This window comes from Streptomyces sp. NPDC057474 (assembly GCF_042802555.1).
Classification (GTDB): domain Bacteria; phylum Actinomycetota; class Actinomycetes; order Streptomycetales; family Streptomycetaceae; genus Streptomyces.
This window is the reverse complement of the sequence record NZ_JBHVDX010000023.1, coordinates 1-26,192: the sequence shown is the minus strand read 5'-3', so window position 1 is coordinate 26,192 and position 26,192 is coordinate 1. Positions and strand designations below refer to the sequence as shown.

Genomic DNA, 26,192 nt, shown 5'->3' with positions numbered 1-26,192 from the left:
AGGCCGAAGATGTACGACCCCACAGTCGCCCGGCTCACCTACCGGGCCCTGCTCGGCCGTCGCCGGGCCCTCATTCTCAGCGCGCTGCCCGCCCTGCTGATCGTGCTCTCCGTGGCCGTGCGCGCCCTGAGTGGCGCCGATGACCAGGTGGCCGCGGACCTTCTCGGCGGGTTCGCGCTCGCCACGATGGTGCCGATCATCGGCGTCATCGCGGGAACGGGCGCGATCGGGCCGGAGATCGACGACGGTTCCGTGGTGTATCTGCTGGCCAAGCCGGTGAAGCGGCCGACGATCATCTTCACCAAGCTGATCGTGGCGATCGCGGTGACCATGGCGTTCTCGGCCATACCGACACTGCTCGCGGGCCTGATCCTGAACGGCAACGGACAGCAGATCGCGGTCGCCTACACGGTGGCGGCGCTGGTCGCCTCGATCGCGTACGCGGCGATGTTCCTGCTCCTCGGGACAGTCACCCGGCACGCGGTTGTCTTCGGACTCGTGTACGCGCTCGTCTGGGAGACCCTCTTCGGGTCCCTGGTGGACGGAGCGCGCACGCTCAGCGTCCAGCAGTGGGCGCTCGCCGTCGCCCAAAGGGTCACCGACGGCGACCTCGTGACCTCCGACGTTGGGCTGCCGACTGCGGTAGTCCTCCTGACGGTCGTCACGGCGGGCGCTACCTGGTATGCGGGTCAGAAGCTGCGGACGCTGAAGCTGGCCGGCGAGGAGTGACGGAACCCTCCGGGGCGCTCGGCCCCGGAGGCACACCCTTCCTTGATCTTGACAGGGGCTTCACCTACGCCCAGGCACACTGGCGCAAGGGGGAAGCGAAGGGGCATACACGGCCAGGAAGCGCGGCCAGGCGGCAGGAGGAGCGTGGATGGCAACGGAGGTGTCGCCCGACGGCGGCGAGGCGCAGGGCGCGGTGACCGACAGCACGGTTGGGGGCGGACCGGGTGCCAAGGGTGGCTCCGCATCCATATCGGGGCCGGGAGTCGGCGCCGAGGCCGGTGGCGGGAGCGCGGGCGAGGATGTCTGGGACGACATCGTTCTGGACGCTGACTTCATACGGTCCGCCGAGACGGCCGAACCGTCGGCGCGGGCCCGGATGCTCGCGGCGCGCTGGCGGCAACAGGCCCCCGACCCCCAGCCCTGGCGCTCGGACGAGCCGCCCGCGGGGTGGTTCTTCAGCAAAGCGCGACGCCGCAGGTGGCGCCGCCGGTGACCGCCCCGAGCGGCGGACACGGCCCTGCGGGCCGAAAAGCAGGGGTGGCCCGTGCGACGGATATTCGGTGGCGGGCAACTCGGCTGCCGGGCACAGTGGTTGATGTCCAGGTCGTCGGGTCGAGCCGACGCCACGTTCTGGGAGAGGAGCCCGACCCGATGCTGTCCTTCAGGCGCAGTACGTCGAGTTCCCGACAGGGCAGCCCACGGCGGGCTCCGGAGTAGTTACCCCTCCGTCGAGTCCGTCCCCCCCCAGCGGGGAGCTGCCCGGGGCGGCCGCTTCGAGCGCGCGAATCGCTTCGCGTGGGCCGCCCACCCGGAGGATTGGCCGAGTGGTAAGGCACCGGCTTGCTAAGCCGTGGTCGGGTTTGCCCGCGCACGTTCGATTCGTGCATCCTCCGCCGCTTCGCTGTCGCTGTGACGTGGCCGGGTTTTTGGGCCGGGGGTACGTGCAGGGAGGCTCACGGGCTGCGCTGGGCCTCGGGGCCGTTCTTGCGGTGCTCGGCGGTTTGAGCTGGGCGGGAGGCCGTCCCCGCCTGCTCAGCGATGACGACGAGGACTTCGTCATCCAGACGGCCACCACCCGTCCCACCAAGCTCGGCAGGCCCTTCACCCCGCTGGTCGATCCGGAAACTCGCGGACCATCTGCGGCGCCATGTCGCCCGTCCGATACGCATAGGCCGCGAGGCCCTGCGCTGTCTTCTCCACCGTCGCGGCGTGACGTTCCAGCGGACCAAGACCTGGAAGGAATCCAGCGACCCGGACTTCGACACCAAGCTGGACCGGATCGAGTACGCGATCAACGAGCGGCCCGATCGCACCTTCGCCTTCGCCGAGTTCGGGCCGCTCGGCATCCGCCCCACCGCCGGAACCTGCTGGGCGAAGGAGGGCAGGCCCGACCGGTTGCCGGCGATCCTCCACCGCACCCACGGGGTCACGTACTTCCACGGCTGCTACTCGGTCGGCGATGAGACGCTCCGGGGCATCAACCGGCGCCGCAAAGGGATCAATCCGACCTGGGCCGCACTCAAGACCATCCGGTCAGCGCGTCCTGACGGCGCCCCGATCTACGTGATCCTGGACAACTTGTCCGCCCACAAGAACGCACGCATCCTGCGCTGGGCAGTCAGGAATAAGGTCGAGCTGTGCTTCACCCCGACGACGAGTCCTGGGCGAACCCGATCGAGGCGCACTTCGGGCCGCTGCGGCAGTTCACCCTCGCCAACTCGAACCATCCCAACCACATCGCCCAGACGCGGGAGTTGCACCGGTACTTGCGCTGGCGCAACAAGAACGCCCAATATCCGGCGTGTTGGCCGCCCAACGACGCGAACGCGCCCGCGTCCGCAGCGAGAAGGGCATCCGCTGGGGCGGACGCCCTCTCCCCGACGCCGCGTGACAGGACACCCCGCGAGCAGGATCAACTGACAGGAACGCTCTGCTTGAGAAAGCCGATCAGCAGATCGGTGACAGCCGATGGCCGCTCCAGGCTGGGCAGATGACCTGCCCAAGGCAGTTCGACATGCTCGGCGTTCGCGAGCAAATCCGGCAGCCGAGCTGCGATCTGTCGGAAGTCCGCCAGGTCATGCGCCCCCGACGCGGTAAGGCAGGGAGCCTGAATGGCTGCCAGATCAATCTTGGCTTCTATTGGCTCGAACTCCTCAGCAGCGGACATCTGCAGCTCGAAGGCGTGTCGTTGCATCTGGCGTACCGCCTCGCGGGCGGTCTCGTCGGCATCCGGGCCCAGCCAGGTGGCGACCATCAGCTCCGTCGCGCCAGCGATGTCGCCCGCCTCGAGCAGCGCTTCCTCGCGCTCGCCGAGTGCGTTCAGTTCGGCAGAAGGTTCATGCCCGGGAAGGGCGGAGCAGAGCAACGCAAGGGCGTTCACACTGTCTGGCCACTGCGCGGCGATCTCCAGAGCGACGTGCCCGCCGTACGAGGATCCCACCAGTGCCGCCTGCGCGATACCCAGACTGTTCAGGAGGGCCAGCACATCCTCGGCATCGCTGTGAGGCCGGTCCGGCGCTGGAGTCTCACCGAAGCCCCGAAGATCACAGCGCACCAGCCGGTAACCGGCATCGATCAAGGCCGGCCACTGGGCATCCCACATCCGCCGGTCACACACCCCGGAATGCAACAGCACCAGCACAGGACCGTCTCCGGCCACATCATGAGAGAGCGTCATCCGGCAGACCCTACTCAGCTGCTGCTCAAAACGCCTCTCGATCAGCACCGCCACTGCCCCGCCCATCAGGCCGGGAACCATGCCGGTCACAGCACTAGCTCAGCAAGCGCTCCAGGACCTCTGCGATGCCGTCGTCCTCGTTGGAGGACGTCACTTCGTCGGCGATGGCCTTGAGGTCGGAGTGGGCGTTGGCCATGGCTACGCCGTGGGTGGACCAGGTGAACATGGGGATGTCGTTGGGCATGTCGCCGAAGGCGATGGTGTCGGTGCGCTTCGCACCGAGGCGGCGGGCGGCGACGGAGAGGCCGGTGGCCTTGGTGAGGCCGAGGGGGAGGAGTTCGACGATCCCCTCGCCGGCCATGGCGACCGTGACGAAGCCGCCGGCGGCCTGACGGGATGCTTCGGCCAGTTCGTCGGAGGTCAGGGTGGGGTGCTGTATGTAGATCTTGTTCAGCGGAGCCGCCCAGAGGTCGGACACGTCCGTGAGCGGGGTGGTGGGGAGCGAGCCGTGCAGGAGGGCGTACCCGGCGCCGACCAGTATCTCGCCCTCCAGGCCCGCACGGCTGGCGGCCAGGTGCAGTGGGCCGACCTCCGCCTCGATCTTGGCGAGTGCCACGGCGGCGAGCTGGCGGTCCAGGGTGACGGCGGTGAGCAGACGGTGCTCTCCGGCGTCGTAGACCTGTGCGCCCTGGCCGCAGACGGCCAGTCCCCGGTACCCGAGGTCGTCGAGGATGTGGCGGGTCCAGGGGACGGCCCGGCCGGTGACGACGATATGGGCGGCGCCCGCCGCAGTGGCCGCGGCGAGCGCCTCACGGGTGCGAAGGGAGACCGACTCGTCGGAGCGCAGGAGCGTTCCGTCGAGGTCGGTCGCGATCAGCTTGTACGGGAAGCCCGAGGGCCGCACGGACGCTTCGGAAACCTCGGACGCCGTGGTCTTCGCGGAGTTTGTGGAGCCCCCGGTGGCAGCCGCTTCGCTCACTTGGCTACCGGCTCCAGCACCTCGCGGCCGCCCAGGTACGGGCGCAGGACCTCGGGGACGCGGACGGAGCCGTCGGCCTGCTGGTGGTTCTCCAGGATCGCCACAATCGTGCGCGGGACCGCGCAGAGCGTGCCGTTGAGCGTGGCCAGCGGCTTGACCTGCTTGCCGTCACGGACACGGATCTGTAGACGGCGCGACTGGAACTCCGTGCAGTCGGAGGTCGAGGTCAGCTCGCGGTACTTGCCCTGGGTCGGGATCCACGCCTCGCAGTCGAACTTGCGCGAGGCCGAGGAGCCGAGGTCGGCGGAGGCGACGTCGATGACGCGGAAGGGCAGTTCCAGCGACGTCAGCCACTGCTTCTCCCAGTCCAGCAGGCGCTGGTGCTCGGCCTGCGAGTCCTCCGGTGCGACGTACGAGAACATCTCGACCTTGTCGAACTGGTGGACGCGGAAGATGCCCCGGGTGTCCTTGCCGTGCGAGCCGGCCTCGCGGCGGAAGCAGGGGGAGAAGCCCGCGTAGCGCAGGGGGAGGCGGTCGGCGTCGATGATCTCGTCCATGTGGTACGCCGCCAGCGCGACCTCGGACGTGCCGACCAGGTACAGGTCGTCCTTGTCGAGGTGGTAGACGTCCTGGGCGGCCTGGCCGAGGAAGCCGGTGCCGGCCATCGACTGCGGGCGGACCAGCGCCGGGGTCAGCATCGGGGTGAAGCCGGCCGCGGTGGCCTGGGCGATCGCCGCGTTGACCAGGGCGAGTTCGAGCAGGGCGCCGACGCCCGTCAGGAAGTAGAAGCGCGAGCCGGAGACCTTGGCGCCGCGCTCGGTGTCGATGGCGCCGAGGATCGTGCCGAGCGCCAGGTGGTCCTTCGGCTCGAAGCCCTCGGCCGTGAAGTCACGGATCTCGCCGTGCGTCTCCAGCGTGACGAAGTCCTCCTCGCCGCCGACGGGGACGTCGGGGTGGACGAGGTTGCCGAGCTGGAGAAGGAGCTCCTGGGTCTCGGTGTCGGCCGCGTCGCGCTCGGCGTCGGCGGCCTTGACGTCGGCCTTGAGCTGTTCCGCGCGCTTGAGCAGCTCGGCCTTCTCGTCGGCGGAGGCCTTGGGGATCAGCTTGCCGAGCGACTTCTGCTCGGCACGGAGCTCGTCGAAGCGGACGCCGGATGACCTGCGCCGCTCGTCGGCGGACAGGAGGGAGTCGACGAGCGCGACGTCCTCTCCACGGGCGCGCTGGGACGCGCGCACACGGTCGGGGTCCTCACGGAGCAGGCGAAGGTCAATCACCCCTCAAGGCTACCGGTGTGTGGTTCCGGCCCACGACTTGAATTCGCGGTACGCCGTTTCCGTGGTGGTTTGACATGAATGTCGATCATGGTGACAGACGATGGCGGATGCCGGTGAAAGTCAATGAATTGGGGGCCGACTCCCTGAAAGAGGGCACGGGTGTGGCGCCTGGTTGACTCGACTCCCTTGTGTCGTATGGGGCTTGGGGATCGGCCGTCCACAGAAATCCACAGCCCAGCAGAGTTATCCACAGGCTGTGCGAAAGATCTGTGGACTTCGGAGAAGATCGTTGGGAAAGCCGGGCGGCGACTTGAGGATTCCCGACTCAAACCACCTGCACGCCCACTTTCGAGTGGATTCGCACGGAAATGGGTCGCTCTAACGGGTTGACTGGAGGAAACGCGTGGACGAAGGGTGACCCACAGGGTTGTGGACACGGCGAGGCTCACGAAGGCGATTTGTCGACCGACTGGCGCCGTGTTGTCGACTTGTCCCCAGGTCGAGAAGCCGCCCTGTGGATAACTTCTGTGGACAAAGAAAATAGGCAGGTAGGACCAGCGGCCGTCCTCGGACCGGCCGTCCTCGGACCGGCCGTCCTAGAACCGGCCGTCCTGGCAGCGCGCCACCCAGTCCGCCGCCGCCACGAACTCGGCGTCGGAGGTGCCCGTCGGAGTGGGCCGGACCTCCGCGGTGGCGGCATCCGCACGCGGGTACGAACCGAGGAAACGGACCTGGAGGCAGACCCGCTTGAGACCCATCAGCGCCTCGGCCACCCGGCGGTCGGAGATGTGGCCCTCGGCATCGATGGCGAAGCAGTAGTTGCCGATGCCCTCGCCGGTCGGGCGGGACTGCAGCAGCATGAGGTTGACGCCGCGGACGGCGAACTCGCCGAGCAGGTCGCGCAGTCCGCCGGGGTGGTCGTCGCGCTGCCAGATGACGACGGAGGTCTTGTCGGAGCCGGTCGGGGCGGCGGGCCGGGCGGGGCGGCCGACCAGGACGAACCGGGTCTGGGCGTTCTCCGCGTCGTGGATCTCTGTCTCCAGGGCCTGCAGGCCGTACCGCGAGGCCGCGAACTCACCGGCGAAGGCGGCGTCGTAACGGCCCTCCTGGACGAGGCGGGCGCCATCGGCGTTCGAGGCGGCGGACTCCCAGACGACGTCGGACGGGAGGTTGGCCTTCATCCAGTTGCGGACCTGCGGCTGGGCGGCCGGATGCGCGGTGACCGTCTTGATCTCCGAGAGCTTGGTGCCCGGCCGGACCAGCAACGCGAAGGTGATCGAGAGGAGCACCTCGCGATAGATCATCAGCGGGGCGCCGGCGACCAACTCGTCGAGCGTGGTCGTGATGCCGCCCTCCACGGAGTTCTCGATCGGGACGAACGCGGCCTCGGCCTCGCCGTTGCGGACGGCGTCGAGTGCGGCGGGCACGGACACCATCGGGACGAGTTCGCGGGTCGCGGACTCCGGCAGCATGCGCAGGGCGACCTCGGTGAAGGTGCCCTCGGGGCCGAGGTACACGTAGCTGGCTGGCATGGACTCACCCTAATGGGCCTCGCGGGACCCCGGCGCACGTATCTCGCTCCACCGCCCCTGAGAGCGACGTACGGCCCAGGGGGCGCCCTCACGCCTCCCGGCACCCAACGGTGGGGACCGGGCGGGGGTGGGTTGGCTCACCGGCGCTTGCCGGGTGCCGCCGCACCCACCCTCCCCAGTCAGGAACAGGGCGTCCGGTGCGAGCCCGGTAGTCCTCCAGTCGGCTAACCCTCCAGCAGCCCCTGCCCCACGTACCCTCCCTCCGCCGCGCCCCCCGGTACCGCGAAGAGGCCGCTCGATTCGTGGCGGATGAACTTGGAGAGGGCGTCACCGCGGTCGAGTTTGCGTTGGACGGTGACGAAGCCGCGGAGGGGGTCGGCCTGCCAGCAGACGAAGAGGAGACCGGCATCGGGGACACCTTTCGCGTCGATGCCGTCATGGAAGGAGAACGGGCGGCGGAGCATGGCCGCGCCGCCGTTCTGGTCGGGGCGGGTGATACGGGCGTGCGCGTTGATCGGGACGAGGAGATTGCCCTGGGAGTCGGTCTTCTCCAGGTCCATCGCGGTCGTCTCGGTCGCTTTCCCGCCCCCGCTCAGCGGCGCGCCGTCGGACTTCCGGCGCCCGATGACGTCCTCCTGCTCCTTGACCGACAGCTGCTCCCAGTCGTCGAGGAGCATGCGGATGCGGCGTACGACGGCGTAGGAGCCGTTCGCCATCCACGCCGGGTCGCCGGAGGTGGCCGGTGAGGCGGACGCGGGCACGAAGATCCGCTCGTCGAAGTCGGACTCGGCCGCCTTCGGATTGCGGGTGCCGTCGATCTGCCCCATCAGGTTGCGTGCCGTCATGGGGTGGGCCGTGGCGCCCGGCGAACGGTTGAAGCCGTTCATCTGCCATCGCACCCGTGCCGCGCTGCCCGCGTCCTTCTGGATCGCGCGCAGGGCGTGGAAGGCGACGAGCGCGTCGTCCGCCCCGATCTGCACCCACAGATCGCCGTTGCTGCGCGTCCTGTCGAGCTGGTCCGAGGAGAAGTCGGGCAGCGGGTCCAAAGAGTCCGGGCGCTGCTTCTGCAGACCGGTACGGGCGAAGAAGCTGTGCCCGAAGCCGAAGGTGACCGTCAGCGACGACGGTCCCGCGTCACGGGCGATGTCCGTGTCGTCCTGGGCCGCCGCCTCGCCCGCCATCAGCCGCCGGGCTGTGTCCGACCAGCGCCGCAGCAGAGTGGCCGCCTCCTTGCGCCCTGCCCCGGCGGCCAGGTCGAACGCGACGAGGTGGCCGCGGGCCTGGAGAGGGGTGGTGATTCCCGGCTGATGTTTCACGTGAAACCTCACCTCCCCCGCGCCGAGGGAGGACAGAGGGGTGACCTTCTCGGTCGAGGAGGGCGAGGAGGAGGACCCGGCCGCGTATCCGGCGGCGCCGCCTGCCGCGCCCAGCGCGAGACCGGTCGCGCCGGCGGTGCCCAGCAGGAGGCGACGCGAGATCGTTCCACCAGGGGGTGGGGTGTCGCCGCTTCGCCGTGACTCCGACAGGCCGGACGGCGGCTGCGAGTCGTTCGTCGTCGCTCGCGCGGCGGTAGCGGCGTGTTCACCACCGCCCCGCGCCCCTTCAGGGGCGGCGGAGTTTCCTTCGGCAAGGTCCTGGTCAGCCATGATGTGTTTCAGCCGATCTTCGCGTTCTTGCTGACGGTCACCTGGTCGATCTCAGATGTCCGTACGGTGATCTCGATCCTCCAGTCGCCCGCCATGGGGATCTGCACGCCGTTCGCTGTCCAGTGGCCGGTGGTGACGCGGTCGGGGACCACTGGCAGGGGGCCGATCTCCTTGGCCTCCAGGGTGAAGGCGACCTGCACCTCGGGGACGTCGAAGGGCTTGCCGTCGGGGCCCTGGACATAGACGTGCATCTCGTTGGCGCCCACGCGCGCGGGGTCGATCTGCAGCCGGGCCACGCCCTTGCCGTTCTTGCCCCCCGTGTCGAACGACATGTCCAGCGCCAGCGCCCCTGACGTCTCGTCCTCCTGCGTCACGGCCGCGTTGGCCGCCTTGGCCTCCTCCACCGTGCGCCCCGGCTCGGTGGCCGTCAGCACCGTCGTGACGGCGAGCAGCACGACGGCGACCCCCGCCTCAGCCAGCACCGACCGGCGCAGACCCGTACGGCCCGGATCGGCGTTCCGCCTCCGCTTCTCACGCGCGCTCGCCATCGCCGCCTGCTGCCGGGCGAGCTGAGCGGCCCGCTCGGAACCTTCGCCGGTGGCCTTCTCGGAGCCGCCGCCGGCGCGTCGCGTGGAGCTGTCTTCGGCGATCTGCGTGGAGCCGCCACCGGTGGCGTGCCTGGAGCCATCGGTGGCGTGCCCGGAGCCGCCGCCGGCGTGCGCGGCGGCCGGCTCCTTCTCCACTGCGGCTTCCGCCTCCACCGTGGCCGGTGCATCCGTCAACTGCGCGGTCCACCGGCGCGAGATCCACGCGATCCCGACGAGCAGGGCGACCAGGCCGATCTTCACGAGGAGCAACTGCCCGTACGATGTGCCGGTCAGCGCCGACCAGGTGCCGACCTGGCGCCACGACTGGTAGATCCCGGTCGCGGTCAGTACGAGCACGCTGCCGAACGCGACCCGCGAGAACCGTCGTACGGCCGCGGTCTCGATCTGCGCGTCGACGGGCGCCCGGAACAGTGCCACGAGCAGGGTCGCCAGGCCACCCAGCCAGGCGGCGACCGCCAGCAGGTGCAGGATGTCGAGGGGCATCGAGATGCCCGTCTGGATGCCGGTCGAGGCGTGCTCGGCCATCGCCCAGCTCGCGGCGAGACCGGCGGAGACCACGCCCCCACCGACGGCCAGCCCGAAGGTGAGGTCCCGGTGGTGGGATTCGTCGTCGGCCTCTTCGTCCTCGGAGGCGTCTTCGGCCCCCCCGGAAGTGCTCCCACCGGAGGCGTCGTTCCCAGAGGCGTCACGGGCGGCGGAGGCGGTCCGGCTCCGAGAATCCTCCTCGGCCCCAGCGGCACCCTCACCGATCGCCGCGCCGACCTCCTCGGCCTCCGCGCCGACCTCCTCGGTCCCCTCTTCGTCCTCTTCGTCCTCGACGTCCTCGTCCCGTCGCGCGTACGCCCCGAACAGCACCGCGATGAACAGTGCCGCCGCGGCGAGCAGCAGGAGGCGGGAGACGAGGGCGGCACCCGTCTTCGTCTGGAGGACCTGGCCGAGGAGGTCCAGGTCGAAGATGTCTCCGAGCTTTCCGGAGCCGGTGTAGGAGCCGCGCAGGAGCAGCATCGCGAGAGTGGCGGTGGTCAGCGCGAGCCAGCCGGAGACCACGAGCCGCTGCACGGGCCGTACCCCGGCACCGCGCTGCCAGCAGGCCAGCACGAAGGCCGCGCCGCCGACCAGCAGGATGAAACCCGCGTACGAGAGGTAGCGCGCGAACCCGTAGAGACCGCCGACGACCCCACCGCCGGCCTCCTGCTCGGGTACCGCGACCGTCGTCTTGGAGGGTGCCCCCACGGAGAAGACGAAGGCGCCGGAGACGGGATGGCTGTCCGCCGAGACGACCTGGTAGGTCACGGTGAACGTGCCGTCGGGCAGGCCCGAGTGAAGCCCGACCGCGTAGCTGTTGCCGCCCAGGTCGGTGACCTCGCCGGTGTCGGCCTCTTTGCCCTTGGGGTCGTAGACGCGCACCGAGCCGTCGGACATCGCGACGTTCTCGGAGAAGGTGAGCGACACCTGGTCAGGTGCCTCCTGGACCACCGACCCCTGCTGTGGGTCGCTGCCGGTCAGCGCGGCGTGCGCGGAGACGGGCGCGGTACCGGCGAGCAGCGCCCCGACGGTGGCGAACAACAGCAACAGCAACGGCCTCAACCGGCTCAACGGTGCTACCTCCCTCAGTGCCCGCTGGTCGGCTGGTACGTCGCCGACTTCACTGGCATCTCGACCGTGATGGCCTCGGACTTGGTGAAGTTCAACCGCAGAGCCACCGTCTCGCCTTCCTTCGGCTTGCGCTTCAGGTTCTCGAACATCAGGTGGTTTCCGCCGCTCTTGAGCACGAGTTCGCCGTCGGCGGGGACCTTTAGGCCCGCGACCTCCTGCATCGACTGCCCGGTCGTCTCGTGGACGGTGACGTCCTGGGCGATGTCGCTGGTGACGGAGGTCAGCTCGTCCGTCGTACCGCCGTCGTTCTCGATGACGAGGAAACCGGCGGCCAGGGAGTCCGTGACGGGCTGCGGCATGTAGGCGGACTTCACGGACAGCTTCGCTGCGGAGGAGGCGGCGGAAGAAGAGGAGTCGGAGGAACCGCACGCGGTCAGGACGAGCGCGGCGGCGGTGATCAGGACGGGTCCGGCGAGTGGTCTCACGGGTTCTCGCCCTTGAGCAGTTTCGGCAGGTCCTTCTCGTAGTCCTGCACGGTGGCCTCCTCGTCGTACAGCACATAGCCCCCGTCGGTCTTCGGCGAGAACGCGATGACCTGGGTGCCGTGCTCGGAGATGGTCTTGCCGTTCTTGTCCTTGGTCGGCGGGTTGATGGAGATGCCGAGGGTGCGGGCGCCGGCCTGGATCTCGTCGAAGTCACCGGTCAGGCCGACGATCTCGGAGTCGATCCCCTTGAGCCACTTGCCGAGTTCCGCCGGGGTGTCCCGCTCCGGGTCGGTGGTGACGAAGACGAGCCGGAGGTTTGCCAGCTCCGACTTCGACAGCTTCTTCGCCATCTCCTTCTTCGCGACCGCGAGGTTGTTCATGGTCAGCGGGCAGACGTCGGGGCAGTTGGTGTAGCCGAAGTAGATCAGCGTCGGCTTGCCCTCGGTCTCCTTGCGGAGGTCGTACGACTTGCCGGCGGTGTCGGTGAGGACCAGGTCCGGCTTGGTGAACGGCTGGTCGAGGACCGTGGCGGGCTTCCGCGGGCCGGTGTCGGAGACCTCGGCGACCGACGTCGTGGAGTCGTCGCCCGTGCTGCAGGCGGAGAGGGTGAGGACGGCCGCGACGAGCAGGGCGCCGGCCGCGATCTTCTTCTTCGTGTTCGTGCGCATAGAAAAATGTCCCATATGTTCGAGCCCCGGCGCGCACGGGGGCGTACGCCGTCGCGGACAGTCCTGTGTACGGAGTTCTGTACGGACTTCTGTACGGGGCCCCGTGCGCGCCGAGGGGAAAGGGCCGAGAAGCCGGAGGCTCAGGCGTTCGTGCGCCGACGGCTGGCCAGGACGCCGTACGCCACGCCCGCGGCGCCGACGACGATGCCGACGATGCCGAGTACGCGGGCGGTGGTGTCGCTGGTGTCGGCGGGCGCGGCGGCCGTCTCGTTCGACGCGGCCTCGGCGTCTGCGGCGTCCTCCGACTCGTCGGCGGCGGTGGAGGCGGCGGACGAGCCGTGGTGGTCCTCGGACGCGGCCGACAGCGCGAGTACGGGCGCCGGGTTGTCGGGCTCCTCCTCGCCGTCCTTCGGTACCTCGATCCAGCGGACGACTTCCTTGTTGGAGTACGTCTGGATGGCCTTGAAGACCAGTTCGTCGGTGTTCTCCGGGAGTTGGCCGATGGAGACCGGGAATTTCTGGAAGAAGCCAGCCGCGATGCCGTCGCCGGATGCGGTCCAGGTGATCTTGGAGACGGCCTCGTCGATCTGCTCGCCGTGCAGTTCGACCGGCTTGTCGAGCTTGGCCTTGGTGACCTGGATCTTCCAGCCGGGGATGGCCTCCGGCTGGGCCGAGGCGAGTGGGTGGTCGGTCGGGAAGTTGACCTCGAGCTTGGTGGTCGTGGCGTCGTCGCGCTCGTTGGGGACCTTGAAGTTGACGGTCGCGTACCCGCCCTTGGCCGCTGGGCCCTCCGGCGCGACGCTGACGTGGGCGAACGCGGGGCCGGACAGAAGGAGGACGGCGGAACCGGCGAGGGCGCCGACGGCGGCGATACGAGAAACCTTCATGACTGGTGACACTCCACAGTGAGTGAGGAAGAAGAGAGGAAGGGGGCGGCGCGCGCCGAGAGCCGGCAGCCGAGGCGGAGAGCCGGTAGCGGAAGCGCGTGCCTCTCGGCGCCGTACGACGCGGTCTTCCCTCCGAGGTGTGGCGTGGAGTGAGCGCGCGGCGTGTCAGGCGGCGAGGGTGCAGGCGGGCGCGGCGGTCGGCGGGCCGCGCCGGACGAGCGTGTGCTGGAGGGCGGTCGTCCGCGGGGCCGCGGGCGCCGCGTACACGGCGCGCGGGGCGCGTGAAACGGCCTCCGGCGCACTCGGGAGCCCGGACCGCAGGGCCCGCGCCAGCGCGAGCGCCCCACGCAGGGACCGTACGAGCGGCTCCTGGGCCGGCAGCCGGGCCAGGCGCAGCAGAGCCAGGTCGCCGTGGCGGAGCATCCACCCGGCGGCGACGGCCGCGAGTACATGGCCGAGCAGCATGGGCAGGGACGGCAGGAGGGCGGCGGACGAGCCCGCCGCGGTCGTCATGGCGTCCGCCGGATCGTGCGCGGTGTGCGTGCCGCCGACCCCGGCCTCGACGAGGATCCGCTGGGCCTGCGCGGGGCTCAGGGCCGCCGCGGTCGTGCCGCACACGAAGCGGGCGGCGCGCTCGACGAGCACCGCGTCCATGGTCTCCGTGGTCCGCGACGCGGCCGTCGCCCCGTGCCGGCCCAGCCCGAACAGAATGTGCAACATGGTCTGGCCCACCGCCAGCGTTGCCGCGATGCCCGGCAGCGAGCGTTCCCGTCCGGACAGCGCGGCCGCGACGGAGAAGACGCCGACGAACCCGACGCCCAGGCTCCACAGCGGGATCGTCGCGCACGAGGCGAGCGCGTGCCCGGCCCCGGCCAGCACGACGCAGACCGCGGCGAACACCGCGGCCCGCAGAACCCGGAGATCACCTCCGGCGCGCGACCGGCGCGGGGCGCCTGGCCGGCGTGGGTGGGGGGCAGTCATGGCGGGCTCATCATCGCACCGGGGCGCTCCGCTGGGTTCGGCGGGTTCATGAGGGGAGGTACGGGGGGGACGGGGCCGGTGTTCAGGTGGGCGTTCGGGCGCGGTAGGGGGTGGGGGTGGGGCGCAGATGGCGGGTGCGGGTCGTGTGTGGCTTGTCGCGCAGTTCCCCGCGCCCCTAAGAGATGCGCAGTTCCCCGCGCCCCTGACAGCCGCGCCGCTGACAGCCGCGCCGCTGACAGCCGCGCCCCTGACAGCCGCGCCGCTGAAAGGTGCGCAGTAGTTCGCCGTGGCCCTGGAAGATGCGCAGTTCCTCGCGCTCCTGAAGCACGCGTGGCCGCCCCTGTCCCCGCCCCGCGCGGTTGCCGGCGTCCCTGAACAGGTGTGGGTCGGAGTGGCGAGAGTGAAGGGTGATTCGGAAGGGTTCGCTCCGCATACACCGATTGTGAGGTGGACGCATCCGCCGTATGGGCGGAGAGACGGCTTCCGGGCGATTGCGCACCGCCCTCGGCGGCAATACGTAACGGTATGTCGAGCCGCGGCCAGGAGGCTGGAGCATGAGCATCTGGTGGTCACTCCATTTGCGGCGTGAGGCTGCGAGCGTGCCGCTCGCCCGGCGACTGCTGATCGGCACGATGGAGACGGCGGGCGTCGACCCGGACGTGTCCTACGACCTCTCCATCGCCCTCAGCGAGGCCTGCGCCAACGCGGTCGAGCACGGCGGCGCGGTCGCGGCCGACGCGACCACCGAGGCGTACCGGGTCACCGCCTACCTGGACGGCGAGAAGTGTCGCATCGAGGTCACCGACTCCGGCCCCGGCTTCCCGCACCGCCACCCGGTCCGCCCGGCCCACACCGACGCCGAGAACGGCCGCGGCCTCTGCCTCATCCGCGAACTCGCCGACCACGTCCACATCGGCAACAAACCGGGCCACGGCGGCGCGATCGTCAGCTTCGACAAGATCCTGAAGTGGCGCGAGGACGCGCCGCTGGTGGCGGTGTAGTCCGCCCAGACCCGTTCCGGCCCGCGCCCGGGTCGAGTGGGGCCCGCGCGTTCCCGGTGCAGAGCCGCGGCCGACGGAGCGTCACGAAACAGGGCCGGCCTGGCCGTGCGACGACTAGGCGGAGTGCGGTTCCACGGTGCGGGGTTCCACGGTTCGTGTATCCGGCGATGCGTAGCTCCACGACGTACGACGACGTCATCTCTTATGCCCGTGCCCGTGCCCGTGCCCGTGGCGTGCCGTACGACGACGGTGTTCCGTACGGCACGCCAACCCGCCCCGAGCCACCCTCGGCCCGCGTGCCCGGCGCCCCTGGGTGTGGCCTCCCCGGTGTTCCCCACCGAAGCCGGACGCGGTGCGAAGCCCGTGCCGCCGCGGCGGTTGACGACAGGCGGAGGCGGGGATCGGCGGGACATGGCCGGGACGGGACGACAGGGGATGGCGATGCAGCCAACGGGGCACGCCTCGGACGGCCGACGGCTGTCGGTCGAGCAGAGCGGGCCGCCGCCCGCCCACTCCGGTGCGCTGCGGGTGCTGCCCCAGGCCCTGAGCTGGGCCTCAACCAGGGGCCTCCCCGCGAGGGCAGGCCCCGGCTCCACTCCCGACGCGGGCCCCGGCCCCGGCCCCGGACTGAGGTCACGTCTGCTGCGGCTCCAGGTCCCTGCCGACCCTGCGCCCGGCGCGGACGGACTCGGTGACCGGATGGGCGTCGCCCAGCAGCTGTGACAGCTTGGCCTCCGCCTGCTGCTGGAGCCGTTCGGCCTCGCCCACCCGCCGCATGCCCCGCAGGGTCACGGCAAGGTTCCCGGTACTGACCAGGACGTCCGGGTGATCCGCCCCGAACCGGGCGCGCAGGCCCTCGATGGCCGTCCGCTCCCACTGCTCGGCCCGGTCGTGGAGCCCCAGGTCGCCGTAGGCGTTGGCGAGATTCAGACCGGCGGACAAGGCGGCGGGGTGGTCGTCCCCGAGGTCCTCCGCGAGGGCATCGCGGGCCTGCTCACCGAGTTCGGCGGCCTTCTCCGCCTCACCCAGGGCCCGGCGGTAGATGGAGAGGTTGTTGAGGCAGTACATGACGAACGGGTGTTCGCGCCCGAAGATGTTCTTGTAGCCCTCCAGCACCTCGTCGACCAGTTCGACCGCCCGCCCGGCGCCGTTCTCCGGATCCGTGGCGAAGTAGTCCGCGGCGAGGTTGAGCCCGCAGGCCAGCGCCTCGGGGATCGTGCTGCCGTAGCGGTCGTGGTAGAGGGCGTAGGTGTCCCAGGTCTCCTGGGTGATCCGCAGCGCCTCCGCGGTGTGGCCGCCCTTGCGCAGGGAGACCGCGAGACTCTTGTCGACGCGCAGCACCTCGGGCACGTTCGGGTTGAGGACCTTCTTGAAGCCCTCGCGCACCTCGCGAAGAATCGCTACCGAGGCCTCGTAGTCGCCCAGTTCGCGCAGGTCGCGGGCGTGGTGCCCCTTGGTGGTCAGGGTGTACGGGTGCCGCGGGCCCAGCAGCGCGGTGCGGCGGCGGACCGTGTCCTCGTCGAGGCGGCGGGCGTCCTCGCTCCGGCCGGCCAGCCGGTAGTCGATCGCGAGGTTGTTGGCGGACGTCAGGCTGCGCGGGTGGTCCTCGCCGAAGATCTCGCGGAAGCCCCGGTAGATCCGCTGGTCCAGTTCCAGGGCCTCCTTGAAGCGGCCCACCGCTCGTAGGTCGGCGGCGAAGCTTCCGGACGTGATCAGGATGCTCGGGTGGCCCTCGCCGAGCAGTTGCCGCTGGTCGGCGAGGGTCTTCTCGTCCAGGTCGAGGGCGTCCTGGTACTGGCCCTGTGAGCGCAGCACGTTCGCCAGTTCGAAGCGGAGATTGAGGATCTGCTCGTCGGTGGCGTCCGGGAACTCACCCGACCAGAACTCGTTGAGCTGGGTGCTCAGGGTGCGGGCGGCGTGCAGGTCGCCACGCTTCCACAGATAGCGGACGCGGTGGACCATCAGCTGCCGCGGGTCCTCCTCCGAGCAGTTGCGGATGTTCGAGGGCGTCAGATGCGGCCAGATCACCTCGTAGCCGGGCCACTGGGCGGGGTCGTCCAGGGCCTCCTCGGGCGGCCGGGCGGCGGCGAGGATGCGGTGCACCTCGTGGATGGTGTCGTCGAACTTCTGCTCGTCCATGCTGTCGCGCACGGCGGCCTGGACGAGGCGGTGCACCTGGATGGAGTTGTCGGTCGAGTCGACCTTGGCCAGGGCGAAGCGGTTCAGCGCCTGGGTGACCCGGCCGAGCATGTAACGGGCGCGCAGATCCCGGTCGTACGGCAGCAGGGCCCTGATCATCGCTTCGCTGCCGATGAGGTCCATGGAGATGGGCTCGGCCGCGAAGAAGGCGCACAGTTCGAGGAGGCGGGCGGCGGCCGGGGACTCGTCGCGGAGCCGGTTGATGGAGATGTTCCAGGTGGCTCCGACGGACCGGGGGTAGTCCACGGCCTCCACGGCCTCCTTGACGGAGAGCACCTGGGTGGACTGCTCGCGCAGCTGTTCGATGTAGAGGTCGACGGGGGTGGCCGTCGCCTCCAGCCAGGCGGCCGCCACCTCGATGGCGAGCGGCAGGTCGCCCACCGCGTCGGCGACCAGCCCGCCGTCCTCCTCGCTCAGACCGGGCACCCGGCGGCACAGGTGCTCCACGCTCTCCTCGCGGGTGAAGACCTCCACCTCCAGTGGCTGGACCTTGGGCAGCGCGGGCCGGGTGCGGGTGGTGGCGATGATGTGGCCGTAGACGTCGTCGGGGATGGGACCGGTGAACTCCGGGAAGCTGTGCAGCACCTTGTCCAGGTCCTCGACGTTGTCGAAGATCAACAGCCAGCGGTTGAACGGTTCACCGTTTCTGAGGGCCTGGATGACCGACTCGGCCGCTTCCTTGACGTCCTCGCCGACGCCGAGTCCGAGGTACTGGGCGAGCGCGGCCAGCTTCGGCGGTACCAGCTCCGGCTGCTCGGCGTCGACCCACCACACCAGGTCGTAGTCCGCCATGAACCGGTGGGCGTACTCACGGGCGACGTGCGTCTTGCCCACACCGCCGAGACCGTGCAGGACCTGGGGCACGCCCTGTCCGGGGCGGTTCGTGGTCAACTGCTCGCGCAGCCGGTCCAGGATCGTCGAGCGACCGGTGTACCAGCGGTAGCGGGCCGGGACGTTGGAGATCCGCCGGCCGAGAACGGGAAACCGCAGGCCCCGGGAGCTCGGGGCCATGATGGGGACGGCCTCCGGGCGGTCCAGTCCGTTCAGCAGCGTGGTGTACGCCTGCGTCTCGGTCAGGCCCTTGAGGTCGATGACTCCCCGGGCCGCGAACGGAAGACTGAGCTGCACATCGTCGACGCGGATCGACACCGGCTGCTGCCGCTTCTCCGAACCGCCGGAGTGCACGGCCGCCTCCCACGCCACCCGCGCCCGGCGGGAGTCGACGAAGCCCGGCGAGAGCACGGCGAGCACCCGGTGCGCCCCGCCGGGCATGGCCTCGGCGACGATCTCGGCCGTCGGCATCGACTGGACGTTCTTGGGTGTCACCTCGAAACCCACACCGCGCAGCACGGATTCGAGCCAGTCCACCCACATCCGGTCCTCGGGCACGTAGTAGAGCGTCAGTCGGGACGGCGGTGCCGGCCGCTGCCGGGTGTACGCGCTCTTGTACTGGGCCCGCTTCGCCTCGCTGATCGGCGGCAGCTTCGTCACCCGCTCCTCGGTGATGATCGAGGTGAGCCGTTCGCAGGCGCTCAGCATGGAGTTGGCCGACTTCGGCGGGTCGCCGAACGCCGCGAGGATCTCCTCGTAGGCGTAGTACGGCTGGTAGAGGATCTCCGTCGAGGCCCAGTAGTCGGCCAACTGGTCGGGGTTCAAGCCGGCCGGCAGCCCGGAGAAGCGTTCCTTGGCACGTGCGCGTCCGGCGTCGAGCTTGTCCTTCTCACCGAGGTCGACGCGCATGGCGACGGGCAGGATGCGGATGCCCTTGTCACCGTACAGTTCCTTGATGTCCTGGGCGACGGCGGCGGCACCCTCGATGCTCTGCTCGCTGAAGGTGTAGCAGACGACCAGGGTGTTGGGCATCAGCACGGTGCAGATGTCCGCGAGGTCGCTGAGACCGGTACGGCTGTCGATCAGGGTGAAGTCGTAGTGGCGCTGCATGTCGGCGCGCATCGCGTCGAAGAACTGGCCGCCGCCGTAGCTCGCGTAGAAGCGGTCCCAGTCCATGTTGCCGACGATGGGGTAGTCGCGGTGCCGTTTCCCGGCGGACAGGAAGTCCAGGCCGCCGCCGTCGGGGAAGGTCCAGTCGAGGGAGAGCGCGTGCGGCCGGACCCGTGCGTAGCCGCGGTGCCAGTCCGCCGCCCGGCCGGGCAGGTTGCGCAGGGCCTCCCGCCGGTACTCGTCTATGAGGTTGATCAATCCGGGCGTTCCACGCAGTAACGGAGCGTCCAGAAAAGGGTGGAAGAACTTGTGGAGGCCCGGTGCCTCCAGGTCCCAGTCCACGGCCAGCACACGATGGCCGTTCGCGGCGAGGATCCACGCCACGTTGGCGAGGGCCATGGTCCGTCCGGTACCGCCCTTGTACGAGTAGAACGTGATCACGGTGCCGTTGCGGCTTTGCGCCATGTTTCTGCCTTCCGCCCTGTCGGCCTCGCTCGTCGCGCGCTTTTCGATGGTCGTGCCAGATGGTGCTGCCGGGGTCCGTGACCCGGGTCCCGCTAGGCCAGATCGGGCCCCTTCAGCCGTGGAGGCTTGATCGGTGGTCCTTCTGGTGGATACGTCTCGACGTGCTCCCAGTAGGAGAAGACGGCCGAGGCGATCGCCCGCTGCAGCTCGCTGCCGAAGGCGTCCAGATCGCGGATGTCGCCGTTGGCCGCGCAGTGGCCGGCACCGTCCGCCAGCCGCGGGATCAGCGTCCGGTACGTGTGCTCCTCGAGCTGCTGCTCCGTCTCGGCGGCCACGATGTCGTTGCGGTGCCGCGGGATCATGACGCTGACCCAGGGGCGTTGTTCCTCGCACAACTTGCCCATGAGGTCCTTGCCCCTGGTGGATTCGAGCGCCCACCGGTCGATCAGCAGCAGCCCGGGAGCCCTGGGCTTCTCCTGGTGGAGCATGCGGGAGTTGTCGTCGAGGGCTTCGACGTTCACCGTGTAGCCCATGGTGCGCACGACGTCGGCCGCATGGTCGCCGAGCGGCAGGGTGGACTCCGGGTGGTACGGGTTCCAGTCGTGCGGCCGGTCCCCGTAGTAGTCCGGATTGCGGCCCTGCGGCAGGTCCGAACGGGTGCAGGCGAGCACCGATATGTCGAATTCCGGCGGAGGCTCAGCGGATCCGAACGCGGCCGGCAGCGACTCGTAGTCCCTGGAGAACTTGCCCTCGTCGAGCGAGCCCTCGTTGGCCACCCGAACGATTCGCTTCGCCAGCCGGTATACCGCCCGTTCGTACTCGTCACGGTGGTAGCGCAGTTTGGTCAGCCCGTAGAAGCCCTCGTCCGCGTAGTCCTGCCCGAAGGCGGCATGGTCGAACTGCAAGTCCCTTGCGACCTGTGGCATTTGCGCCGGTTCCACGGACGTCCACAAAGCCGGGATGATCGCGCTGTCCCGTGTGACGCCACCGCGCGCCCGATGGTTGACCTGCCGCTGGGAGAAGGCCCACCACTCCCGGCCGCACTGCTCGCTGCGGAAGTAGCGAGGTGAGTACAGCGGCACGAACACCTTGCAGCGCGCGAGGCTTACCGACAACTCGTCGGTCCCACGGGCGCCGACCTGTATCCCCTGGTCCAGAAAACCGACCTTGGCTCCCTTGGGCAGGTCGGTCAGCTCCATGATGTGCCGGCACAGCTCGTCGAACAGCTTCTTCACCCACAGGATGGGGTCGGCACCCCTCGAATCGTGATTCGGCGTGTGCGCATGACTGAGGAAGAAATAGGGACTACTCCCCCCTCGGCCCAGACTGGCTCCTTGCACGTATGCCCCCCGACGCTCCGTGACCGGGCCCAGTGCAGGAAGCCTCAAGTCCTGTTCGGAACAGGATGAATACCCCTTTCCCGGCTCTGAGATTCAGATCTCGAAGACCTGACATCAGGTCGGTTGACGCGCTGCCGCTCGCCAGCTGCTCTGGTGCTCCTCAGTCATCCGCCGGGCCTCCTGGAGGGCCTGCGGACCGACCGATTCCGTCATCGACCCGTGTACGGCCTCCCGCATCCCCGCGACGAAGCGTTCGCCCACGGGTGTGAGTGCGCCAGAGGTGGCCAGCGTTTCCACCGCTTCGGCTGTCTGGTCGCGCCAACGGGAGAACTGGATATCGGCAGTGTGGGTCGCATCGCCCGTGGTGGTCCTTCGGTGTGCGAGCCAGAAGTCGACCACGGCGAGATGGGCGTACGTGCCCTGGAACAACCCTTCCAAGGGGCGTGGGTCCGGTCGCCAGGGGGCGTAGAACAGGCGGTCGCAGGACCGGTCGTAGAGGTCGACCAGATCCAGCACTGCCCCCAGCTTCACATGCTGGAACTCATGGACGAGGAGCAGCGCAAGCGCCTGAGGTGTGGCGGGGCGGGCGATGGCCACCGCGCCGAAGGCGTCGCGGGCCGCCGAGCTGATGTCGGCACCCTCGGGGGAGGGAAGGAGCGGGGTGATGACACGGAGCCCGGCGGCGATTCCCGGCGCGTACTGGGGCAGTTCGCGGCGGATCCAGGCCCAGGCCGCGGTCAGGTCGGCCCGCCACGCCTCTGCCTCCCTCTCGGTGAGCCGGGGGTGCGCCGGATGGCCGTGGCAGGCCCGCCAGGGGTCGGTGTCCTCCAGGGCCACGGACCAGCCGTCCAGTTCGAACCGCCGACTCCCCCGCCAAGCGGGATTCTCGGGGCCGTTCCGGGCCATCGTGTACGTCCGGTCGCCCGCGTGGACCGTGAAGCCGTCGGCATCCGTGCGTACCACGGCCTGCTCGGCGCCCGCATCCACCGTCAGCGTCCCGAGCGAGGGCAGTCGCAGCAGCCTGTCGTGGACCGGGACGACGACCGCTGCCGTGCGCCCGGCGCGCAGCGCGGCGGCAGCGGCGATCTCCGCGATCCCGCGCGTGGCCGTCGCGGCGGCCTTCGCGTCGCCCCCGGTCGGTCCCGCCGGCGGACGAGCACCGAGGGAGCTGAGGGCCCAGGACCGTACATAGGGGTGGGCCAGGACCCCGTCCACGGATTCGGGGGCCTCGCTGTCGAGGACGGTCAGCGTGTTCCAGGCTTCCTCGGCGTCCTCGACCGGCCGGGTGTGCGTCGTCTCGTGCCGCACATGGCCCAGCAGCTCGCGGACCAGCGCGAGTTGGTGGCGGGCCAGCAGGTCCACGGTTGTGCCCGTGCCGCGACCGGTGGCCAGCTCGTCCAAGTGGTGGTCGGCCGGCACGGGTTGTACGGACTGGTCGGTCAAGTGACGGTCCCGGAGGTCGGTGATGAAAGCCAGCAGATCGGAGCAGTACACGGGCGGGTTGAGGAATCCGCTGCCGTCGGACCGGTATCGATGGGCGTAGAGGCCGCCTCCGCAGGAGCGCACCACCGGACAGGAACGGCACCGCGCGGCCAGCCGTCGAGGCCTCGCTGCCGGGCCACGATGCCCGGATGCGCGGCGACCTCGTCCAGGGAGTGGGTGAACACGTCCAGGCCGGTGGCGGGGGCTCCGTCGTGCGCGGACTTCAGGGAGTCGGCCTGTTCGAAGGTCCCGTCGGTCTCGATCACGGCGAGGTCGGCCGGGGCCGGCCCCAGCGACTCGGTCAGGCTGCTCTCGCCGCGCAGGGTCCGCAGGACCGAGTCGAAGAAACGGACGTCCATGGAGCGGCCGGTCGCGGTCCAGCGGTCGTGGACGGCCAGCAGCCGGCGCGCGTACGCCGTGCCGTCTCTGTCGTCGGCCGGACGGCCGGGCGGCTCGTCCCAGGTGGCGTGCGGGAGGAGGAAGTCGACGCGGGGCGGGGCGAGTTCGGCGAGCGCGTCGTGGACGGCGACCGGGTCGTTGCGTACGTCGATGGTGCAGAGGATGCCCGCGAAGAGGTGGCGATAGCGGGGCCGGCTGAGCAGGGCGATGGCTCCGAGGACCCGGTCGTGGCTGCTGCGCCCGTCGCTGTAGCGGCGGTGCAGGTCGTTCGCGGCCCTGTCGCCGTCCAGCGAGACGCCGACCTTGATGCCGAACTCGTCGAACAGGTCCAGGAACCGTTCGTCGAGCGTGACGGCGTTCGAGTGGATCCGCAGATCCAGCTCGCACACGCCGCCGAGGGCGGCCGTCAGTTCCGTGGCGGCCCTGCACAGCCGGGTCGGGCCCGCGAGGAGGGGCTCGCCGCCGTGCAGCACCACGTGAACGGCGGCCGGCTCATGGGTCTTCGCGTGCTCGGCGATACGTTCCGCCGTGGCGCGCAGGACCTCGTCCGACACCACCCGGGGCCGACCGCGCCAGCTCTGGTCCGCGTGTTCGTACACATAGCAGTGGTCGCAGGCGAGATCGCAGCGACTGTGCATCTTCAGCACGAACTGGCGTAACGGCAGGAGCGGTCGCCCCATGACGGTCATGTGGATGTCGGCAGGTACGGGCGGGTGTCAGACGGAAGACTGGAAGGCCGCCACCGCGACCCTTCCCGGACCCGTCCGTTCGGCGCCGTTCGACACGGCACGGGTCAGAGCGGGCGACAGCGCGCCGCCGCTCCGCGCCGCCAACTGCTCCAAAGACACCCGCTCCGGAACGACGGCGGCCGTAGTCCCTGACTCTTCGGCCGTGGCGTCGAGGGATGCGTTCATGGGGACCTCATCAATCTGTGCGTGGAAACTGACGGGGTTGCGGAGTCTTGCGGCTCGATGAAGCAGATGCCGACAGGAATTTCTCACTCAAGCACCGGCCGCAGAAGAAGTTAGCGGCCGACCGGGCGAACGGTGCCGAATATTCGGTCAGCTGCTGGTCGCGACCAGAAGATAGCCGACGCCGAGGAGTGCTTCGGACGGCAACACAAGCCTCGTCCGTATTCGGGGCGGCAAACGTGAGAACCGTCTCATCTCCCGGCGGGATCACGGCAGTTGAGCGGAAAGGGCCGCGTTCCGGGCGGCTTCAGGCTTCTCAGCACTCTCAGTCCCCTCACAGCCGCACCTCAGCCCCCTGACGGACTGCGTCCCTAACTTCGCTGACATGACGGGAATCCACAAAAGCAAAACGATCACGCGGCGCCGCGCTCTCGCGGTGACCGGAGGAGCGGTTGCCGCCGGTGGGCTGTCGGTCGCCGGGTACCAGTCGGCGTTCGCGGACGCGACGACGAGCAGCACCGAGGCGACGGCCACGGCGTCTACGACGAGTACCGGCGGCGAGTGCATGACGCTGATGTCGAGTGTCACCGAGGGCCCGTACTACCTGGACGGCGCCCTGGTCCGGAAGGACATCACCGAAGGCAAGAGCGGTGTCCCGCTGACGCTGCGCCTCACGGTCGTGGACGCCACCGACGGCTGCACCCCGGTCCCCGGCGCGGCCGTCGAGATCTGGCACTGCGACGCCTGGGGCTACTACTCCGGCTACACCACCGCGAATCCCGGCGGTTCGGCGCCCGCCGAGAGCGAGGACGGCTCGACCGCCGACGACGCCACCTACCTCCGCGGCTACCAGATCGCGAACGCGAACGGCGTCGTCAAGTTCGAGACCATCTTCCCCGGTTGGTACACCCCGCGCACCTGCCACATCCACGTGAAGGTGCACACCGGCGGCGAGAAGGATGACGGCACCTACGAGGGCGGCAAGGTCAACCACACCGGCCAGTTCTTCTTCGACGACGAGATCGCCCAGGAGATTTTCACGCTCGACCCCTACTCCCAGCACAGCGGCAGCTACACCACCCTCGACAACGACATGGTCTACGGCGGCGGCGGCGCCTCCAGCGGCCTGCTCACCCTCACGGCCGTGAAGAAGGCCAACCCGGCCCGCGGCTACAAGGGCTTTCTCACCCTCGGCATCGACCCCGACGCCGAGAACACCGGCGTCGGCAGCGGCGGTGGCGGCGAGGGCGGTACGCCCCCGTCGGGCGAGCCCCCGACGGACGCCCCGACCGACAGCGCCACCAGCTCCGAGTCGGCCTCGTAGGGTTCACCCATGAGCAGCCGCGAGGACGAGACGCTGGCGCGGGCCGCGGTGGCCGCGCTGACCTGGCAGTTGGAACTGACGCCCAAGCCCGGCCTGCCCGACCCGCGCGACCTCGGCGCCCGGGTCACCCGGCAGGACCACCGTGCCCTGCGCTGGTCGGCGAAGGCACTGGTGCCCGGCCTCGCGGCGATGGCGGCCTGCGCCCGCCGCAATGGTGTCGCGACCCCCGAACTCCGCGCCGAGCTCGGCGCGATCGGGCGCTGCACCGAACACTCCATGCAACTCGCCGGGGGCGGCCATCGCGGCGCCACCTGGGTGCTCGGCCTCCTGGTCGCCGCGGCGGCCATGGATCCCGGTGCGCGGGGGCGTGAGCTCACCGCCACCGCGAAGAAGATCGCCGCGCATCCCGATCGGCGGGCGCCGCGGCGTCCCTCCCGGGGGTCGTCGGTCTCCGCCAAGTACGGGGCGGCGGGCGCCCGGGGCGAGGCCCGCGCGGGCTTTCCCCATGTGCGGCGGGCGTTGGACGTCCTGGCCAAGGCCCGCACCGCCGGCACACCCGAGCCGGACGCCCGCCTCGACGCGCTTCTCACGGTCATGTCGACGCTCCAGGACACCGAGTTGCTCTACACCGCCGGTCCCCATGGGCTTCGGCATGTGCAGGCCGGGGCTCGGGGCGTGATCGATGCGGGGGGTACGACGACCGGTGCCGGGCGGGAGGCTCTGAGCGCGCTCGACAGGGATCTTCAGGGGCGGGGGTGGAGTCCTCGCGGGAGCGGGTCGTTGCTTGCCGGGGCCCTCTTCGTGGACGCCCTGCCAGTCACCTCGCGGGTGCCCGTGTAAGGGGTTCGCCCCCGCCGCCCCTACCCGTCCCATCCCAGGGGGGCTGCCCCTTCGACCCCCTGGGCGCCTCATAGGTCAGGGATGACTGTGGTCGGGCGGCTGCGGGTTGTTCGTTGTCGGTCGCGCAGTTCCCCGCGCCCTGAAAAGCAGGGGCTGCGCCCCGTGCCTTTCGGCCCGCAGAACCGGGTCTTCAGGGGCGCGGGGAACTGCGCGACCAGCCCCCACGCC

General features: G+C 70.0%; 19 protein-coding genes, 1 tRNA gene and 2 pseudogenes. 7 read left to right on the top strand and 15 right to left on the bottom strand.

Features of this window, described 5'->3' with window-relative positions; translation table 11 throughout:
- Window positions 1-9 precede the first annotated feature (9 nt).
- The 4 genes and pseudogenes from ACFU53_RS09415 to ACFU53_RS09400 form a co-directional block, all read left to right on the top strand.
- A complete protein-coding gene (locus tag ACFU53_RS09415; RefSeq protein ID WP_383988160.1) occupies window positions 10-729 on the top strand; it encodes an ABC transporter permease in 720 nt (239 codons plus the stop codon).
- Between the two features lie 193 nt (window positions 730-922).
- On the top strand, window positions 923-1,222 hold the full coding sequence (locus tag ACFU53_RS09410) for a hypothetical protein (RefSeq protein ID WP_383988273.1): 300 nt from the start codon (window positions 923-925) through the stop codon (window positions 1,220-1,222).
- Between the two features lie 317 nt (window positions 1,223-1,539).
- Window positions 1,540-1,622, top strand: a tRNA-Ser gene (locus ACFU53_RS09405).
- A gap of 114 nt (window positions 1,623-1,736) precedes the next feature.
- Window positions 1,737-2,620 (top strand): annotated as a pseudogene (locus ACFU53_RS09400) (IS630 family transposase); the annotation flags it as partial.
- Window positions 2,621-2,641: 21 nt separating this feature from the next.
- Here the strand turns inward: ACFU53_RS09400 and ACFU53_RS09395 are convergent.
- The 11 genes from ACFU53_RS09395 to ACFU53_RS09345 all read right to left on the bottom strand — a co-directional run bounded on the left by ACFU53_RS09395 (window position 2,642) and on the right by ACFU53_RS09345 (window position 14,499).
- Window positions 2,642-3,406 carry an alpha/beta fold hydrolase gene (locus ACFU53_RS09395; RefSeq protein WP_383988269.1) on the bottom strand — a complete coding sequence of 255 codons (765 nt, stop codon included), beginning with the start codon at window positions 3,404-3,406 and terminating at the stop codon, window positions 2,642-2,644.
- Window positions 3,407-3,500: 94 nt separating this feature from the next.
- Window positions 3,501-4,310, bottom strand: coding sequence for an HAD family hydrolase (locus ACFU53_RS09390; protein WP_383988266.1), 810 nt, complete (start codon window positions 4,308-4,310; stop codon window positions 3,501-3,503).
- A gap of 71 nt (window positions 4,311-4,381) precedes the next feature.
- Entirely contained in the window at window positions 4,382-5,659 is a 1,278-nt protein-coding gene (serS, locus tag ACFU53_RS09385) for a serine--tRNA ligase (protein WP_383988157.1), read from the bottom strand.
- Window positions 5,660-6,255: 596 nt separating this feature from the next.
- Window positions 6,256-7,191: a prephenate dehydratase gene (pheA, locus tag ACFU53_RS09380; RefSeq protein ID WP_383988154.1), complete on the bottom strand. Its 936-nt coding sequence runs from the start codon at window positions 7,189-7,191 to the stop codon at window positions 6,256-6,258.
- Between the two features lie 224 nt (window positions 7,192-7,415).
- A complete protein-coding gene (gene efeB, locus ACFU53_RS09375; protein WP_383988151.1) occupies window positions 7,416-8,837 on the bottom strand; it encodes an iron uptake transporter deferrochelatase/peroxidase subunit in 1,422 nt (473 codons plus the stop codon).
- An 8-nt stretch (window positions 8,838-8,845) separates the two neighbouring features.
- A complete protein-coding gene (locus tag ACFU53_RS09370; RefSeq protein WP_383988148.1) occupies window positions 8,846-11,041 on the bottom strand; it encodes a copper resistance CopC/CopD family protein in 2,196 nt (731 codons plus the stop codon).
- Between the two features lie 14 nt (window positions 11,042-11,055).
- Entirely contained in the window at window positions 11,056-11,526 is a 471-nt protein-coding gene (locus ACFU53_RS09365; protein ID WP_383988147.1) for a copper chaperone PCu(A)C, read from the bottom strand.
- Window positions 11,523-12,194 (bottom strand): SCO family protein, encoded by a 672-nt coding sequence (locus tag ACFU53_RS09360; protein ID WP_383988143.1) that lies wholly within the window; start codon window positions 12,192-12,194, stop codon window positions 11,523-11,525. Before ACFU53_RS09360 ends, ACFU53_RS09365 begins: the two co-directional genes overlap by 4 nt.
- Before the next feature lie 140 nt (window positions 12,195-12,334).
- Window positions 12,335-13,081, bottom strand: coding sequence for a YcnI family protein (locus ACFU53_RS09355; RefSeq protein WP_383988139.1), 747 nt, complete (start codon window positions 13,079-13,081; stop codon window positions 12,335-12,337).
- Between the two features lie 165 nt (window positions 13,082-13,246).
- Window positions 13,247-14,062 (bottom strand): hypothetical protein, encoded by an 816-nt coding sequence (locus ACFU53_RS09350; protein ID WP_383988136.1) that lies wholly within the window; start codon window positions 14,060-14,062, stop codon window positions 13,247-13,249.
- A complete protein-coding gene (locus ACFU53_RS09345) occupies window positions 14,059-14,499 on the bottom strand; it encodes a pentapeptide repeat-containing protein (protein ID WP_383988133.1) in 441 nt (146 codons plus the stop codon). The genes ACFU53_RS09350 and ACFU53_RS09345 overlap by 4 nt, the downstream gene beginning before the upstream one ends.
- A 117-nt stretch (window positions 14,500-14,616) precedes the next feature.
- Here ACFU53_RS09345 and ACFU53_RS09340 point away from each other — a divergent pair, with 117 nt between their 5' ends.
- A complete protein-coding gene (locus ACFU53_RS09340) occupies window positions 14,617-15,063 on the top strand; it encodes an ATP-binding protein (RefSeq protein ID WP_383988130.1) in 447 nt (148 codons plus the stop codon).
- 633 nt (window positions 15,064-15,696) lie between these two features.
- Here ACFU53_RS09340 and fxsT read toward each other — a convergent pair.
- From fxsT to fxsA, 4 genes and pseudogenes are all read right to left on the bottom strand, one after another.
- A complete protein-coding gene (gene fxsT / locus ACFU53_RS09335; protein WP_383988127.1) occupies window positions 15,697-19,668 on the bottom strand; it encodes an FxSxx-COOH system tetratricopeptide repeat protein in 3,972 nt (1,323 codons plus the stop codon).
- Window positions 19,669-19,760: 92 nt separating this feature from the next.
- A complete protein-coding gene (locus tag ACFU53_RS09330; RefSeq protein WP_383988124.1) occupies window positions 19,761-21,008 on the bottom strand; it encodes a TIR-like protein FxsC in 1,248 nt (415 codons plus the stop codon).
- Between the two features lie 114 nt (window positions 21,009-21,122).
- A pseudogene (locus ACFU53_RS09325) lies at window positions 21,123-23,578 on the bottom strand (FxsB family cyclophane-forming radical SAM/SPASM peptide maturase).
- 27 nt (window positions 23,579-23,605) lie between these two features.
- The gene (fxsA, locus tag ACFU53_RS09320; RefSeq protein ID WP_383988121.1) at window positions 23,606-23,803 is read right to left on the bottom strand and encodes an FxSxx-COOH cyclophane-containing RiPP peptide; all 198 of its coding nucleotides are present in this window, start codon (window positions 23,801-23,803) and stop codon (window positions 23,606-23,608) included.
- 382 nt (window positions 23,804-24,185) lie between these two features.
- On the opposite strand from fxsA, the gene ACFU53_RS09315 reads away from it, so the two are divergent.
- On the top strand, window positions 24,186-25,124 hold the full coding sequence (locus tag ACFU53_RS09315; RefSeq protein ID WP_383988118.1) for an intradiol ring-cleavage dioxygenase: 939 nt from the start codon (window positions 24,186-24,188) through the stop codon (window positions 25,122-25,124).
- A 9-nt stretch (window positions 25,125-25,133) separates the two neighbouring features.
- The gene (locus ACFU53_RS09310) at window positions 25,134-25,964 is read left to right on the top strand and encodes a triphosphoribosyl-dephospho-CoA synthase (RefSeq protein WP_383988115.1); all 831 of its coding nucleotides are present in this window, start codon (window positions 25,134-25,136) and stop codon (window positions 25,962-25,964) included.
- Window positions 25,965-26,192 lie beyond the last annotated feature (228 nt).